This is a genomic window from Thalassobacillus devorans MSP14, from assembly GCF_000496835.1.
Classification (GTDB): Bacteria; Bacillota; Bacilli; order Bacillales; family Halobacillaceae; genus Thalassobacillus; species Thalassobacillus devorans_B.
This window is the reverse complement of record NZ_KI543236.1, coordinates 826901-840621: the sequence shown is the minus strand read 5'-3', so window position 1 is coordinate 840621 and position 13721 is coordinate 826901. Positions and strand designations below refer to the sequence as shown.

Annotated in this window: 16 protein-coding genes and 1 pseudogene; 4 read left to right on the top strand and 13 right to left on the bottom strand. The window is 44.1% G+C overall.

The window, feature by feature from the left end; translation table 11 throughout:
- Nucleotides 1-11 precede the first annotated feature (11 nt).
- Entirely contained in the window at nt 12-1277 is a 1266-nt protein-coding gene (gene glp / locus P855_RS0105140; protein ID WP_028782555.1) for a gephyrin-like molybdotransferase Glp, read from the bottom strand.
- Nucleotides 1278-1524: 247 nt separating this feature from the next.
- Between glp and P855_RS0105135 the strand changes: the two genes are divergently transcribed.
- The gene (locus P855_RS0105135) at nt 1525-2874 is read left to right on the top strand and encodes a dihydrolipoyl dehydrogenase family protein (RefSeq protein ID WP_028782554.1); all 1350 of its coding nucleotides are present in this window, start codon (nt 1525-1527) and stop codon (nt 2872-2874) included.
- A 63-nt stretch (nt 2875-2937) separates the two neighbouring features.
- Here P855_RS0105135 and P855_RS22630 read toward each other — a convergent pair whose 3' ends face one another.
- From P855_RS22630 to P855_RS0105115, 4 genes are all read right to left on the bottom strand, one after another.
- Nucleotides 2938-3072 carry a hypothetical protein gene (locus tag P855_RS22630; RefSeq protein ID WP_268744480.1) on the bottom strand — a complete coding sequence of 45 codons (135 nt, stop codon included), beginning with the start codon at nt 3070-3072 and terminating at the stop codon, nt 2938-2940.
- Between the two features lie 125 nt (nt 3073-3197).
- Nucleotides 3198-3332, bottom strand: coding sequence for a hypothetical protein (locus P855_RS22625; RefSeq protein WP_268744479.1), 135 nt, complete (start codon nt 3330-3332; stop codon nt 3198-3200).
- Nucleotides 3333-3446: 114 nt separating this feature from the next.
- Nucleotides 3447-3584 (bottom strand): hypothetical protein, encoded by a 138-nt coding sequence (locus tag P855_RS22235; protein ID WP_161628810.1) that lies wholly within the window; start codon nt 3582-3584, stop codon nt 3447-3449.
- Between the two features lie 435 nt (nt 3585-4019).
- Nucleotides 4020-4562, bottom strand: coding sequence for an HD domain-containing protein (locus tag P855_RS0105115; protein WP_028782553.1), 543 nt, complete (start codon nt 4560-4562; stop codon nt 4020-4022).
- Nucleotides 4563-4863: 301 nt separating this feature from the next.
- Here P855_RS0105115 and P855_RS0105110 point away from each other — a divergent pair, with 301 nt between their 5' ends.
- Both P855_RS0105110 and P855_RS0105105 read left to right on the top strand, forming a co-directional pair.
- Nucleotides 4864-5196, top strand: a complete 333-nt coding sequence (locus tag P855_RS0105110; protein ID WP_051353097.1) for a hypothetical protein — start codon at nt 4864-4866, stop codon at nt 5194-5196.
- A gap of 276 nt (nt 5197-5472) precedes the next feature.
- Complete coding sequence (locus P855_RS0105105) at nt 5473-6036, top strand: FAD-dependent oxidoreductase (RefSeq protein ID WP_028782551.1); 564 nt, start codon at nt 5473-5475, stop codon at nt 6034-6036.
- Between the two features lie 78 nt (nt 6037-6114).
- On the opposite strand, the pseudogene P855_RS21710 reads toward P855_RS0105105, so the two are convergent.
- From P855_RS21710 to corA, 4 genes and pseudogenes are all read right to left on the bottom strand, one after another.
- Nucleotides 6115-6363 (bottom strand): annotated as a pseudogene (locus tag P855_RS21710) (OsmC family protein); the annotation flags it as partial.
- A gap of 21 nt (nt 6364-6384) precedes the next feature.
- Complete coding sequence (locus tag P855_RS0105095) at nt 6385-6579, bottom strand: hypothetical protein (RefSeq protein WP_028782549.1); 195 nt, start codon at nt 6577-6579, stop codon at nt 6385-6387.
- Between the two features lie 185 nt (nt 6580-6764).
- Complete coding sequence (locus tag P855_RS0105090) at nt 6765-7262, bottom strand: hypothetical protein (protein ID WP_028782548.1); 498 nt, start codon at nt 7260-7262, stop codon at nt 6765-6767.
- 757 nt (nt 7263-8019) lie between these two features.
- On the bottom strand, nt 8020-8964 hold the full coding sequence (gene corA / locus P855_RS0105075) for a magnesium/cobalt transporter CorA (RefSeq protein ID WP_028782547.1): 945 nt from the start codon (nt 8962-8964) through the stop codon (nt 8020-8022).
- A gap of 140 nt (nt 8965-9104) precedes the next feature.
- Here corA and P855_RS0105070 point away from each other — a divergent pair, with 140 nt between their 5' ends.
- A complete protein-coding gene (locus P855_RS0105070; protein ID WP_037985645.1) occupies nt 9105-9710 on the top strand; it encodes a GNAT family N-acetyltransferase in 606 nt (201 codons plus the stop codon).
- A 366-nt stretch (nt 9711-10076) separates the two neighbouring features.
- Here the strand turns inward: P855_RS0105070 and P855_RS0105060 are convergent, their stop codons facing one another.
- Genes P855_RS0105060 through P855_RS0105045 form a run of 4 tightly spaced genes read right to left on the bottom strand, consistent with a single transcriptional unit; the run spans nt 10077 to nt 13703 of the window.
- On the bottom strand, nt 10077-10856 hold the full coding sequence (locus P855_RS0105060) for an energy-coupling factor transporter transmembrane component T family protein (protein WP_028782545.1): 780 nt from the start codon (nt 10854-10856) through the stop codon (nt 10077-10079).
- Nucleotides 10831-12528 carry an ABC transporter ATP-binding protein gene (locus P855_RS20550; RefSeq protein WP_051353096.1) on the bottom strand — a complete coding sequence of 566 codons (1698 nt, stop codon included), beginning with the start codon at nt 12526-12528 and terminating at the stop codon, nt 10831-10833. Before P855_RS20550 ends, P855_RS0105060 begins: the two co-directional genes overlap by 26 nt.
- Nucleotides 12515-13099, bottom strand: coding sequence for an ECF transporter S component (locus tag P855_RS0105050; RefSeq protein ID WP_028782544.1), 585 nt, complete (start codon nt 13097-13099; stop codon nt 12515-12517). The genes P855_RS20550 and P855_RS0105050 overlap by 14 nt, the downstream gene beginning before the upstream one ends.
- The gene (locus P855_RS0105045) at nt 13092-13703 is read right to left on the bottom strand and encodes a YkoF family thiamine/hydroxymethylpyrimidine-binding protein (RefSeq protein WP_037985644.1); all 612 of its coding nucleotides are present in this window, start codon (nt 13701-13703) and stop codon (nt 13092-13094) included. Before P855_RS0105045 ends, P855_RS0105050 begins: the two co-directional genes overlap by 8 nt.
- Nucleotides 13704-13721: the final 18 nt, after the last annotated feature.

The window sequence follows — 13721 nt, the reverse complement described above, 5'->3', positions numbered from 1 at the left end:
TGGACAAGGAGCTATTCAAATGCTGCCTGACCAGAAGGGCCCTCCAGCAAAATTGCCTGGACGGCATCTCCGGCTTCAAAACCTCTCGTTCCACCAGGAAGCATGATTAATGCATCGGTATTCGCCAATGTGGTGACGACTGCTGATTTATCCATACCTGCCGGGCTTACAAGTACCTTCCCGTTTTCATAATGGATAAATCCACGGACAAACCGCGTAAATGGATTCGGTTTTGGAAAATCTTTGCCGAGCACGGCGTCAATTTTCCGGTGATACGGTTTGTCCACACCGGCAAACCGCTGGATGATCGGATAGGCGTATAATTCGAACCCTACATAGCAGGCAGAAGGGTTGCCGGAAAGACCAAATAATAGCTTGCCATCTTTCTCAGCTACAGTAGTAACACTGCCCGGGCGCATCGCTATTTTATTGAATAAAACTTCTGCACCTAATTTTTCATAAATGTCCGGCATCAAATCAAAATCCCCGACAGAAACTCCACCGGTAGTAATTAAAGCATCCACTTCAGAAAAAGCTCTTGATACAGCCTGATAACACGTATCGAAATCATCTTCCAGCTTGCCATAATATTTCACATGGCCGCCCGCCCGCTCGATCTGGGCAGCTATCATATAAGCATTCGAATTTCTGATTTTCCCCGGCTGCAAATCTTCATCGACATCCAGTAATTCTGTACCTGTCGCAAACAGACCAATCACGGGCTTTTTACCAGCCTTGACAGTTGGATACCCAAAAGTGGCAAGCAGCGCTTTTACGCCAGGATTAATGCGTGTCCCTTTATTAACGAGCACATCCCCGAATGAAGTTTCCGAACCTTTTTCGATGATGTTCTGGCCCTTTTCCATTTGCCGCTTGATCGTCATATAATCCATACCATCTTCTTCATAGGTCTGACAAATTTCAAACATGGCGACACAATCGGCACCTTCCGGGATTTCCGTACCGGTCATGATACGGACGGCTTCCCCACGTTCAATTGCACGGCTGGACTGGTGTCCTGCCCCTACCTGTTCAATGACGCGGAATGTCACAGGCTCGTCCGAACCGGCATCTGCTGTATCTTCTGCCTTAAGCGCAAATCCATCATAAGGGGATTTATTAAAAGGCGGGATTGGATGAGAGGCAGTGATATCTTCAGCTAAGATTCTATTTTCACACTGGTCGATGGGCACCTCTTCCCAACCACCGAATTGTTCATACTCCATGACTTTTGCTACTGCTTCCGATACCGGAATCGGTTTGCGATCGAATTTCATTAGTAAAACAATCCTTCCCTTTGACCCATCTATTAGTAATTCTTCTTATCTGTCATTCTAACGTAAATAATCTTTATTTTGTAAAGTTATGATTCATAGCATCATTTCCCTCATTATAACAGCCGCTATCTTCATTCCGAACGGTGAATTTTTAACGTTTCATGAACACTTTAGACCCGCTGGAGCTGTTTTTTCTTGGGCAATTAGGGGTAGATTACTATTAAAAGGATTGATGGAGGGATGGAACATGAACACTACATACGATGTAATCGTCATCGGTACAGGGGTAGCTGGCAGTACGGTCGCAACTAAGGCCCAGAAAGCGGGGCTGGAGGTGGCCATTGTTGACGAACGTCAATACGGCGGCACCTGTCCACAGCGTGGATGTGACCCGAAAAAAGTAATGGCCGGAATCAGTAAAATCTTCGATGATGCCAAACGGGTGAAAGGTTTGGGATTAGATGGAGACGTAACTTTAAACTGGAGAGACCTGCAGGCATTTAAAAAGAAATTCACCGAACCGGTCCCTGAAGGTACAGAAGAGAAGTTCAACTCTTTGGGGATCAGACGATACCATGGCACTGCGAGTTTCCTGGATCCCCACACCTTAAAAATCGGGGGACACAATGTGACAGCTAAATATATAGTGATAGCTACGGGTGCCAAACCGGCTGACCTTCCATTTGAGGGATTTGAACATTTGGTTACCAGTGACCAGTTTTTAGAGATGGAAGAATTGCCAGACCGTCTTTTGTTCGTAGGAGGAGGCTATATTTCGTTTGAGTTCGCTCAGCTGGCAGCACGTCTAGGAAAAGATGTCATCATTGTCCATCGTGGTCGTAACGTTCTGGAAAATCATGATTTTGAGATGACCAATAAACTGATCGAGCACACGAAAGATTTAGGTGTTGAAATCCATACAAATACCGAAGTGACAAAGGTTACAAAACTCGACTCCGGTTATAAAATAGATGCAAAAAAGTTCAATCACGAACATACATTGAAAGCAGATATGGTGTTCCATGGAGCTGGACGGGCTCCCAATATCGATCATCTGGAACTTGCCAACGCGGGTATCGAATTTTCGAAACAAGGAATCAAAGTGAACGAAAACCAGCAATCGAAGCCACACCAGCATATATACGCAGCGGGAGACTGTGCGGATACCGGGCTTCCACCGCTTACCCCGTCTGCAGGAGAAGAAGGAACGCGCCTGGTACGTCATTTGTTGGATGGCGAAACCAAGGTCCCTGTACAGAAACCGGTACCTTCCATCGTTTTCACCTATCCTGCACTCGCTTCGGTAGGATTAAGCCAGCAGGAAGTACGTGAAAAGAATATCCCATACGAATCAGAGTCGAAAACAATCACGAAATTTTTCACGTACCAACGAACGAAGGAGCCAGGAGCCTATGTGAAAATATTGCTGAACCCTTCGACAGGAGAAATTCTTGGGGCGCATTTTTTATCCAGTGAAGCCGAACACCTGGTCAATATCTTTACATTAGCTATCCAAAAAGGCCTGACGAAACACGATTTGAAATCTGTCCTTTGGGGCTATCCGACTGCGGAAAGCGATATCCCAAGCTTTTTCTAGTTGTAACTCCTCTCATTTAAAAGAAGGCGGGATCCATCTGCATTGGATCCCGCCTTCATATTATCAATAATTAATATGTTTTAATTTAATATTTTCCAACCGCCGCTGCACTTGTTGCTGGTGCATTTCTTCTTTGACTATCTCATGCTCCGGGCGTTTGACAATAGAAATATTGAAAAATAATATACTTAATTTCATGAGAAATTTCCCCTTCCGATCGTTTCATTATTCCAGCTAAGCGCTATCCTTCTCCACATTCAGCCATTCCATGAACCTTATTAATTTCATCATCGTAACTCATCCTTTCTGTTGTGTTTTTGATTTTACAGTTGAAAATGTTTCAGTTTGACATCTTCGATACGCTTACTGATTGTTTGGTGGCGCTGCTCTTTCCTCTCAAGCACTTCACGTGGTTGTTTTTGGATGATAATTGTAAAAAATAACATATTAAGTCTCATGATATTACCTCCCTTCATTCAGGGAATATCTAATCCGAAGCCATCTCCTCCTGTGACCAGCCTGCAATGTACATCAAGTATCCCGTCATTAGTTAAACTCCTCTCCCTCATGATTTAGAAATTTGATAAATACATCATTTTCCGGTCGAACAATTCTTCTTCCGGCGTTCGGTGGTATTTCGGATCTTTGGTCCCCTTCAATTTTTTTCTTTTCTCGATTCTGATCGTGAAAATAAAAAATGGAATCGTCATAACACTCACCTCCTGGAAATTGATATCTATTGTAAAGGATGTTTCCAACACCCTTTTACACACGTACAAAAGCGCAAGCGCCTTGCTAAAGTATTATTTCTCGCACAAGAAAAAGCCACAGGAGAATCCCATGGCTTTTAACAAGCATGCCCATAAAGCTGTCAATATAGACAGTTGGGCATACGTTCATTAAAAAAACCACAAGTCAATCCTATGATCGACCTGTGGCTGTTATGCACAATTTCATGATAGTCAGAATATTAAAAATTAACGCTCAGCTGAGGTCGATCGGATAGCTTTATTTAATTGATGGAAGTAAAGAGTGATATTTTTCATTGGATTCGACCTCGCTTTCTGAGAAATTTTTCTTACAAAGGAAATTATATATAAAGACTCGATAAAAGTAAAGCCTATTTCTGAAATAAGTTATACTATTTATCCTGTGGTAAGATGCTGGGCATCTCCTGCCTTATGCTCAGCAATTTTTTCATCCAGCTTTCGCAGCAGCTTGATTGCTTCCTGGCGTGACATTTCTTTGTAGTGATGCATCCCGCCAGGCTGTTCGTCCATCGTATCAGCCTCTGCCACCACTTTCTGCAGTTCCGTCCGTTTTCCATCCACGTCAAATGGCAGATAACTGTCCGTGTGAAGAAGTACCGCCAGCGACACTTCTTTTGCCACCAGACGGTCCTCACCAAGACGAATCAATAATTTGTGGGCGCGCTCCGCTCCTTTGATCGCATGGATATCGTGACGGCGGTATTCCTCGTAGTCCCATTTTCCATCACGATACCATTCGTAATGACCCATATCGTGAAGCAAAGCCGCTTTTGCTGCTAAATCGACGTTCACTCCCCGCTTTATGGCAAGGTCAAATGCATTATATGCAACGGAGACGGCGTGATTGACACCCGATCGCTGCAGATATTTCTGTGTCACGCGATGTTTGAATATCGTCTCTAATGTTACCTTTGACATCGAAATCCCTCCGCCTGAATTTTTTATAAATAAATATAGCATGTAGTTTGCAGTTGAACAATTTATTATATCTATGCCCGTGAAAATAGAGTTTAAACGCTTTTGTGAAAAAGAGAACACAGCATGGCATTCCCTTCTCCACTGCTTGAATTCTATGCGAACCTGTCAGGAAGGGTTACGGCAGATATCGATATACAGGTATATAGTACTATTTGCTAGTCCTGATGTTTGACAGCAGCTCACGCAGGGTAACTTTAAACCAACACAACAAAAAGCGTTAAAAAAATATGAGGTGATTAGATTGAAAGAACTAACATCCTATCAAGTACATTTGAACCAGGCGGTAACAACTTCAGAAATTATAGATATCCATAAATTTGTAAGTAACAGTGATTATGAAATCTATTTGCATCAGGATCAATTGATTGCGGATGCAACCATTATGCCAAAGTTAATGTCTTTCTTTTTACTGGCCAACACAAAGAAGCCCATCAAAATGATTATTGATGGCGATAACGCAGAATCTGCTTATCAAAAACTCCAGAACATTTTAAGTAAACATATCAGGCAGTCGGATCAACGTGTGAAGTACAGTGCGTCTATGGCTGATGAACAAATTTCTATTGTGGTATAAATTCCTTCAATGGTAAATAGATGGATTACAGCGTAGCAGCTATGAAACATGGGTTTATCGGTATCATATAAATTTTATATTGTAAACACGCTCTCAGCGATAACTCCTCTTTAGAGGGGATTATCACATAAATCATCCTTTTCTCCATCTAAGGACAACGCCCGGCTTGGTTATCCAGCCGGGCGTTGTTCATGTTGTTAAGGGTTAATATTTTCCAATAAAAACATGGTTCGTTATAATATGAATTGAATACGCTTACGCAAAGGAGAGAGGTACATGTTTGATATTGCAATTATTGGTGCAGGACCAGCTGGTGCAAGTGCGGCATTGTTTGCAGCAAAAGCAGGGAAAAATACCGTCATGTTCGACCATGGAAAGAGTATTACAGCAAAAGCATGGGTGGAAAATCATTATGGCGTAGAAGAAATCGAGGGGCCGGAATTGTTGAAAACCGGTCAGGAGCAAGCGAAAAAATTCGGAGCTGAGCTTAAAGATGATGAAGTGACTGCTATTGAAGAAAGCGGATCCGGTTATACAGTAAAAACGGAAAACGGCAGTTTTGAAGCAGCACACGTCATTTTCGCAACCGGTATGTCCGCTAAACTTGCTGAGGAATTCGGCCTGACTGTTGAGGAAGGAAGCGAACCGCGTGTGGCGAAAGTCATCAAAGCAGACCCTCAGGGCAGGACAGATAAGAAAAATGTCTGGGCAGCAGGTACTGTTGCAGGGGTAAGTGTCCATACCATCATCACTTCCGGCCATGGTGCTCATGTGGCTATCAATGTCATTAGTGAACTGAACGGCGAACGTTACGTCGATCATGATATCCTGAAAAAATAATCCTGGCTTAATTCAGAAGCCAGCAAGACTAAAAGACCGCTCAGTCTCAGCAGAGCGGTCTTTTTGATAAAATATCCTCTATTTTTCTTCGATTTCCCAATCAGGCTCAAATTGCACGCACCCCTTCAGGGTTTGAGCAACCGGACAACTTTTCTCGAATACAGCTAAGGCTCTCTCAGCCGCATCCCGTTTTCCTTCCGGTATCTTTAGTTGATAATGACAGCGGATTTTGGTGATCTTCAACACCCCATCCGGTGCTTCAATCACTCCTTCGAAGCTGCCACGAAGTTTATCAGGAAACGTTGGTATTTTACGCGCCTCCAGCGCGCCAGATAATGTTCCCGTAAGTCAGCCACCTGCTGCTGAAACAATGTGATCCAAAGTGGATGGATGTTCTGTTTCAGGGACAGCCTTGTAGAACTCCTTGACTCCACCGTGTACACCATAATAGACCGGCTCTTCAAAATCTGCGATATAAGCACGGCGGTTCGGACGTTCCTCCTGAATGATCGTTATCCTGGAAATTTCAATCGGATCGCTCACTTTTGAATTCCTCCTTCATTAAATTCATAATATTATAATTCTTCCCTGTTCCGGGATTGAAAAAACATTGATTTTCATAGAAATGTCCGGATACAGTGTCAAAAGGCAGTGAACTATTTCAAAATGGGACGTAAAAAAGGCAGCACCTCCTGTCTAAGAGATTGCTGCCTATTTAGAGACCGTTTTCACCAGGCTATCGGCCAAATGACGTTTTTTAAAAATTCATGAAAGACAAGGACTACAAAACAGAACAAAAATAATTTGTTATACGACTCACTATCTTTTGCAAGGGATATAAACAGCCAGCCAGTCATTAGAATGAAAGAAATCAGCGATAAAATCTCCAGATACTGCACTTGTTGTTCTGTTGCTAACATCATCATGACCATCCATCCCATCAGAGCTGCCATCAGCCCATGGACAATTGCCGGCCATTGCAAGGTATCTTTGAAACCGAACACAAGGCTAAGCAGGCCGGCAAGCACTACCCCTAATACGAGGACACCGATAAGGGATGGTAAAAATAAAGACACCAGACTGCTCACATATAAAGTGATCACCATGATGACAGCAGTGCTGACAGCATGATGGTGACTTTCCTTTACTAATTTCCTTAATTGATATATAACCAAAAGCGCTACGAGTGATAAGATTGTGATTAACAATATCATTGAAGAATGCATCTGTAATTCCCCCCACTGCATCTTATGCAGGGATGGGGTCGGACATGCACACCGGGAAAAGCCCACTTGTTTCTTTTATCAGGCAGCTTTGATATTAACGGGGACGGCGATCTTCCACTTGTTTTGAAATTTCATATTCGTTGAAATACACAGTATCACATCCTTTTCATTCATTTTTGTCAATCACACGTGCCTTCTCTGCATTTCGATCCAGACATCGCGATACGGATTGCGCTTCGTTTTCTCGATCCATCTTTTTAAGAAAATCATGTTTATCTCCTCCGTTTGCTTTTCTTACGTCTAAGTATAGGGGCTTTTCATTCTTTCCATAACAGCCAGCAGAGTGATTATACTTCAGTCTTTAGACCGAACTTTTCATCGGACCAACAAAAGCGCAAGCGCCTTGCTAGTAATGACGTTCGACTAAAAACGGCACGTCCTCAAAAAAGACTTTGTCTTTTTCTGCGAAGTATTTTCAAAGAAGTAGTTCTGGTGTGCCAACGTCGAACTGACCTGCATCCTCGAAAAAGGAAACCGCTTTTTCTTCGTGCGATGTAGTTCTAAGAAGCTTTCCTTGTCCTGCAGGCCTCCGACAAGCTTAAGCAAAGCCTCGCCGTGACGTTCTCTGTCACAGAGAGGATTGACTTAAGACCTCGAGGGGGTAGGCGCTGAAGCTGGATGAAACCCACAAAAAAGGTGCCCGCTTCCTCCTGTAAGGAAACGGGCACCTTGTAGACATTTTTATCAGGGGGCTGGTTTAACTGAACCAGCCCTTACGTTTAAACCAGATGATCATTGCTACGGACAGCACCATCATAATCAACCAGACAATTGGATAGGCGTATCGTTCATCCAGCTCTGGCATGTACTGGAAGTTCATTCCGTAAACACCAACGATGAAAGTCAGGGGCATGAAAATAACGGAAATGACAGTCAGCACCTGCATCGTTTTGTTCTGCTGGTGTGAGGTTAATGATAAATAGCTGTCCCGGATGTCCTGCGTCAAGTCACGATTAGAGGCAATCACATCTGCCAATTTGATCAAATGATCATGCACATCTGCGAAATACTCTTTCCCCTGTTTCACGCCATCGAGATGCTGGGAATTGAGGATACGATACAACAATTCACGCATCGGATGGACCGTCTGCCGCATGGTCAACAGTTCACTGCGCCGGTCGAACATTTGCTCCAGCAGCTTATCGATGGAGAGGTTTTTCGTATTATCTTCTATTTCATTGATGTGATCCTCAATTTCATAAACGATCGGAAAATAATTATCGACGACGGCATCAAAGATGTAATGTAACACATAGTATTCATCCCAGGTCGGCTGCTTTTTCTTGACCATCCGGATGATATGATCCAATATCGGTAATTCTTGTTTATGGTACGTAATAATAAAGTCCTCGCCAAAAAAGATATCGATTTCCTGTTTCTTAAGCTCTTTAGCGTCAATCGCATGGATGACGATCAAGGTATGATCCTCATAGTAATCCATCTTCGGTCGCTGCAGATCATGAATGCAGTCTTCGATGGCCAGCGGGTGAAACTTGAAATAACTGTCGAGCAAAGCGGTCTCCTCTTCCGTGGGCTGATCGAAGTCTACCCAGTACCACCGGATGTCGTGCGAGTTCAAGGCTTCGAGCGATTTGGCTTCGATAAGTTTTCCTTGTTTTGTATAAGCGGTCAATTTCAACATATTAAAATCCTTCCTGCTTCTTCCTTTAACTTCTAATTATATTACCCAACTGCTTTCATCCAAAACATGATTCCTGGATGGTTAAATACCAGAGGAAGTATGATAGGATAAGGAAGAAGGATTAACCTGGGGGTGGCTTGATGACCGCTAAAGAAACCATACTTATTGGAAGACGCGTCAAATTAAGAAGCATTATGGAAGAGGACCATGAACAATTATGGAAACTCATTTATAAAGATAAAGACCCGGAATGGAAAAAGTGGGATGCTCCATATTATCCTCTCGAACCCCATACCCTGGACAGCTACAGAAGCTACGAACGGGCAAGAAAAGAACGGCTCTCCCCCGATGAACCAGACTCTCGGCTGATCATCGAAGTGGATGGAGAGTTGATCGGGACCGTGAGTTATTATTGGGAACATAAGGCTTCGCTCTGGCTCGAAGTAGGGATAGGCATTTACCGCCCTGGCTATTGGAATGGCGGATACGGTACCGAAGCACTGACCCTATGGATTGCTTACCTGTTTTCTGTTATGCCGCTGGCCAGAGTCGGCTTGACAACCTGGTCAAAGAACGAGCGGATGATGCGTGTAGGAGAAAAACTTGGGTTGAAATTAGAAGGCCGGATGCGCAAATGCCGTATTTATGAAGGAAAGCATTATGATTCCATCCGGATGGGTGTCCTGCGTGAAGAATGGGAAGCGATCCACGGAACAATCGAGAATCAAACGTTTTCCAAGTTGTGAAATCCCGCGATGCGGGATTTTTTCCTTTTTTATTAAGTTGGCAGGGCCGGGAGTAAGCTGCTCCTAGCAGCAACTTACATTAGAAAAGGAAATACTAGACATTCGGTTGATATACTAGACAAACTTAAGTGGTAACTAGACAATAATAAGGATTTACTAGACAATTTCGAGGTTTTACTCGGAGGGCTTCAGGAACTTCATGGCTTTTAATAAGCATAGGAATCTTCCTTTTTAATAAAAGTAAAACGGACAATTTCCTCAGCGTCAAAAAGCTGAATTTCCAGTTTGGCGGCTTTTCCCACCCTGAAAATCCAGCTCTATGTCAAAATATTAGCAATTTTCCTGATACATTATACCGAGACAAATCTATAATTGCCCATCATACCACTGAAAATATCCCCAACGGACGGAACAATAGACACTGATTCCGTATAGGGACAGCATCACGCCCAGGAAGACCCAGTCTTGGAGGGTGATTTTCATCTGCCTGTAAAAGGTTCGTTCTTTGCTGCCTGTGAACCCTTTGGATTCCATTGCAATTGCTGTCCGCTCGGCTTTTCTGATGGCGCTAGCTAACAACGGGATGACATAGCGCTTCATCTCCTGCACTCGTCCGCTTATCCCCTTGCCCCTGCGAAGCCCACGGATGCGGTGGGCCATCCGGATCGCTTTCCATTCTGTCATCATCATCGGTAAAAAACGATAACCCGCAAGTACCCCATAGGCAATCTTCGGCGACAGTTTCAATTGCTGCATCAGACTGAGCAAAAAACCGGTTTTATTTGTTGTCAGGATAAACATCAAGGATAACAAAGCAAAACTGAGTACTCGTAATGACAGTGACAGTGCTACTTGCAAGTCTGCTTCAGAAAAGGTTACAAATCCGATAGTAACCATATTTCCTTCCTTGCTGCCGACATCTCCGAAGAGAAGCGTCGTCCAGAAAAATCCAAAAGCAATGATCAGGAATGGCACAAAATAAAGCGACCAGCTTTTTAATGACACCCTGCCGAATAAGAAGGTGAGGGTTACTACCCCACTGGAAAACAGCAGCGGGGTGATCGGGTCGAAAACAAAAGCCAGCAGGAACACAGCCAATATTATCGTTATCGCCTTCATGCTAGGATTGAGTTCCTGTAAGTTCATGATGATCCTCCCTCTCGTTCACCGCTTCTTCCAGTCTCACGCGAAACGGTTTTTGCAAATGATGGTGCGCCAGCCAGCGATTATTTTTTTGCCATAGCTGAGCAGGGGTACCTTCAAATGCCAACTTCCCTTTCTCCATTACCAGAACATGATCGGCATGCTGATTGACGAGTTCCATGTCGTGCGTGACCATCACCAAAGTAGTCCCAGCTTGATTGCGCTGTTCCAGCAAATCAATGATTACTTTTGCTGCCTGCTCATCCTGGCCGAAGGTCGGTTCATCTAACACCAACAGACTTTGATGCTCGACCATCATGGTGGCGATACTCAACCTTCGTTTTTGTCCCTGACTCAAGGTGTATGGATGACGGTCAGCGTGGGCAAACAAACCATACCTTTTCAGCAGCTGGTTTGTTTTTTCAGTCACCACTTCTTCTGGAACCCGCTGCAAACGCAGGCCAAAGGAGACCTCATCAAAAACAGTATCAGCAACAAATTGATGTTCAGGATTTTGAAAGACGTATCCGATTTCCTTCCACAACCAGTGATCCCTGTAATCAGCCATGACTTTATTGTTCAAGTGAATATTACCGGACGTGGCATCGAGCAGTCCTGCCATCAGCAGACTCAGGGTAGTTTTCCCGGCCCCATTGGCACCAACAATAGCTGCCCATTCTCCCTCTTTGATTTCGGTCGTTATATCTTCAAGGATATGTTTATAACAGACGTTTTGCAGGTAGAGGTGGGACTTGTCAGATTTAGCTTTTGGCATCTTTGGCGGTGACTCCTTCCACTTACGCGAGACCGAGTCTGTACTTATCTTCCCGGCCAGGGATTCCAGGCGGACTGGAAATTCCTCGCCAAGTTCTATCAAGTCATGATCACTCAACTCCTGAGCTGTCCGGAAAAGCTCCGGAATCCAAATCCCCTCGCTCCTGATGGTTTCGTAATGCTGCAAAAATCCTTGGGTGATCGATCCGTCATAAAATATTTCTCCGTGACGATTCATCATGAGACAACGTTCTGCGTACGGGAGCCATTCATTTAGATTGTGTTCAATGATCAATAAGGCAAAGCCTTTTTGTTTTTGCAGCCTAATTACTGTGTCTATAAACGAGTTTCTGGCATGTGGATCGAGTAAAGAAGTCGGTTCATCCAAAATCAATAGTTCAGGTTCCATTGCTAACACACAGGCCAGTGCCAGTTTTTGTTTCATTCCTCCGGATAACGTGGAGATTTCTGCTTCCTTCACATCTGATAAGCCAACCATTTCCAAAGCCCAATCCACTTTTTCCATGATTATATCAGGCGGAGTCTGCAAATTTTCCAAACCAAAAGCCAGTTCATCTTCGACAGTCAGCATACAAAACTGGCTTTCCGGATCCTGAAAAACCACGCCAACCCGCTGACTCAATTCTCCTGCTTCGAATTTTTCATAGGGCACTCCGTAATAATATCGTTTGCCTTTCAGCGTTCCATCCAGTTCCCCTGGATATAAACCATTCAGGCAATACGTCAACGTGCTTTTTCCAGACCCGCTTGACCCAAGCAGCATTGCAGTCTCCCCGTGTGATAGACAAAAATCAATCCCGTTCAATGTCGGAGTCCTGGCCTCTTCATAATGTAAGGTGAGCTGATGCACTTCTATTAATGGTTTATCATGCGGCGCCATGTTTATTTCTCCTATGCTCTTTGCCAAGGGCAAAATTGTAGAGGACACCAGTTTTCGCAAGTGCATCGCTGATAGCCTTTCCAAGCAGCCCTGCGATAACTGCACCACTGATCAGACGGGCAACGAACATGGTGGCAACATAGGTAGTTGCAAGTGCGGCATAGCCAGACAGGAAATAGCCCCAGACAAAACTGAACACAGCTGACCCCATCCCTGCTGCCATCAGCACCCAGACATTGTACATCCGGTATCGGGTGGCGGCAAAAACCGCTTCAGCGCCAAGTCCCTGGATCATACCTGTAATGATCAGCATCGGTCCGACGGCATTTCCGAGCATTACTTCAATGATGGCGGCAATTGTTTCGGATAGAAATGCGGCACCCGGCCTCCTGATAATATAAGCAGCGATAATGGAGACGATGAACCAAATACCAAAGATTACATCATAACCGATTGGGCCAAAAAACCCGACCAGCAATTTCCCGACAGGAAGAAACGCTAAATAAACGACTGCAAATACAACTGATAGTACGGACATAACAACGATTTCTTTCATTTTCCACTTACTCATGACCTGCCTCCTTTTGATGGGAAGGACTATTTGCAGAAATGGAAGCTGTCATCACGACATGAGCATTATGTTCCTGGGTTTCGGCGAAGGCGTTTTCAAGTGTAGTAAAAATGTGAGCTGCTGCTCCTTTCAGTTTAGTCGCATAATGGATGCCCTCGACCGTGAGTCCACGTTGTTTGGCAGCTTCGATTTGTTCCATGATCTGATCCATGTAACTGTCAGATCCAAGCGGATACAAGGCAAAATCACAAGCGGCATATTGGTTTATATCGGTTGGAGTGTTTAATTTACGATCGTCTTCAGCCATATAGACATCGCCATCCGTATCACCCGGACAGCCAATGGAATAAGTTCCTGAAAAGGCTACATGGTGGCCGGTTTTTGCAGCATAAGTAAAAATAGCTTCTGTCACATCGAACACATGGGCAATCTTTCCTCTCACACATGTGCTGACATCATCCGTCTCTAACCAGACCTTTGAGGTATCGACTTCATCCAGAGCTGATAAAATGACATTCACGAAATCATCTGACATCGGGTGTACCGAAAAGCGGCACCCGGCAATTCTGCTTGTTCGTTTACATACGTTATTGGACACGAACATTCCCCTCCTTTTTTATAC

Coding starts and splice junctions, on each gene's coding strand:
- glp (WP_028782555.1), bottom strand. CDS start 1,277: ATGAAATTCGATCGCAAACCGATTCCGGTATCGGAAGCAGTAGCAAAA.
- P855_RS0105135 (WP_028782554.1), top strand. CDS start 1,525: ATGAACACTACATACGATGTAATCGTCATCGGTACAGGGGTAGCTGGC.
- P855_RS22630 (WP_268744480.1), bottom strand. CDS start 3,072: ATGAAATTAAGTATATTATTTTTCAATATTTCTATTGTCAAACGCCCG.
- P855_RS22625 (WP_268744479.1), bottom strand. CDS start 3,332: ATGAGACTTAATATGTTATTTTTTACAATTATCATCCAAAAACAACCA.
- P855_RS22235 (WP_161628810.1), bottom strand. CDS start 3,584: ATGACGATTCCATTTTTTATTTTCACGATCAGAATCGAGAAAAGAAAA.
- P855_RS0105115 (WP_028782553.1), bottom strand. CDS start 4,562: ATGTCAAAGGTAACATTAGAGACGATATTCAAACATCGCGTGACACAG.
- P855_RS0105105 (WP_028782551.1), top strand. CDS start 5,473: ATGTTTGATATTGCAATTATTGGTGCAGGACCAGCTGGTGCAAGTGCG.
- P855_RS0105090 (WP_028782548.1), bottom strand. CDS start 7,262: ATGCATTCTTCAATGATATTGTTAATCACAATCTTATCACTCGTAGCG.
- corA (WP_028782547.1), bottom strand. CDS start 8,964: ATGTTGAAATTGACCGCTTATACAAAACAAGGAAAACTTATCGAAGCC.
- P855_RS0105070 (WP_037985645.1), top strand. CDS start 9,105: ATGACCGCTAAAGAAACCATACTTATTGGAAGACGCGTCAAATTAAGA.
- P855_RS0105060 (WP_028782545.1), bottom strand. CDS start 10,856: ATGAACTTACAGGAACTCAATCCTAGCATGAAGGCGATAACGATAATA.
- P855_RS20550 (WP_051353096.1), bottom strand. CDS start 12,528: ATGGCGCCGCATGATAAACCATTAATAGAAGTGCATCAGCTCACCTTA.
- P855_RS0105050 (WP_028782544.1), bottom strand. CDS start 13,099: ATGAGTAAGTGGAAAATGAAAGAAATCGTTGTTATGTCCGTACTATCA.
- P855_RS0105045 (WP_037985644.1), bottom strand. CDS start 13,703: ATGTTCGTGTCCAATAACGTATGTAAACGAACAAGCAGAATTGCCGGG.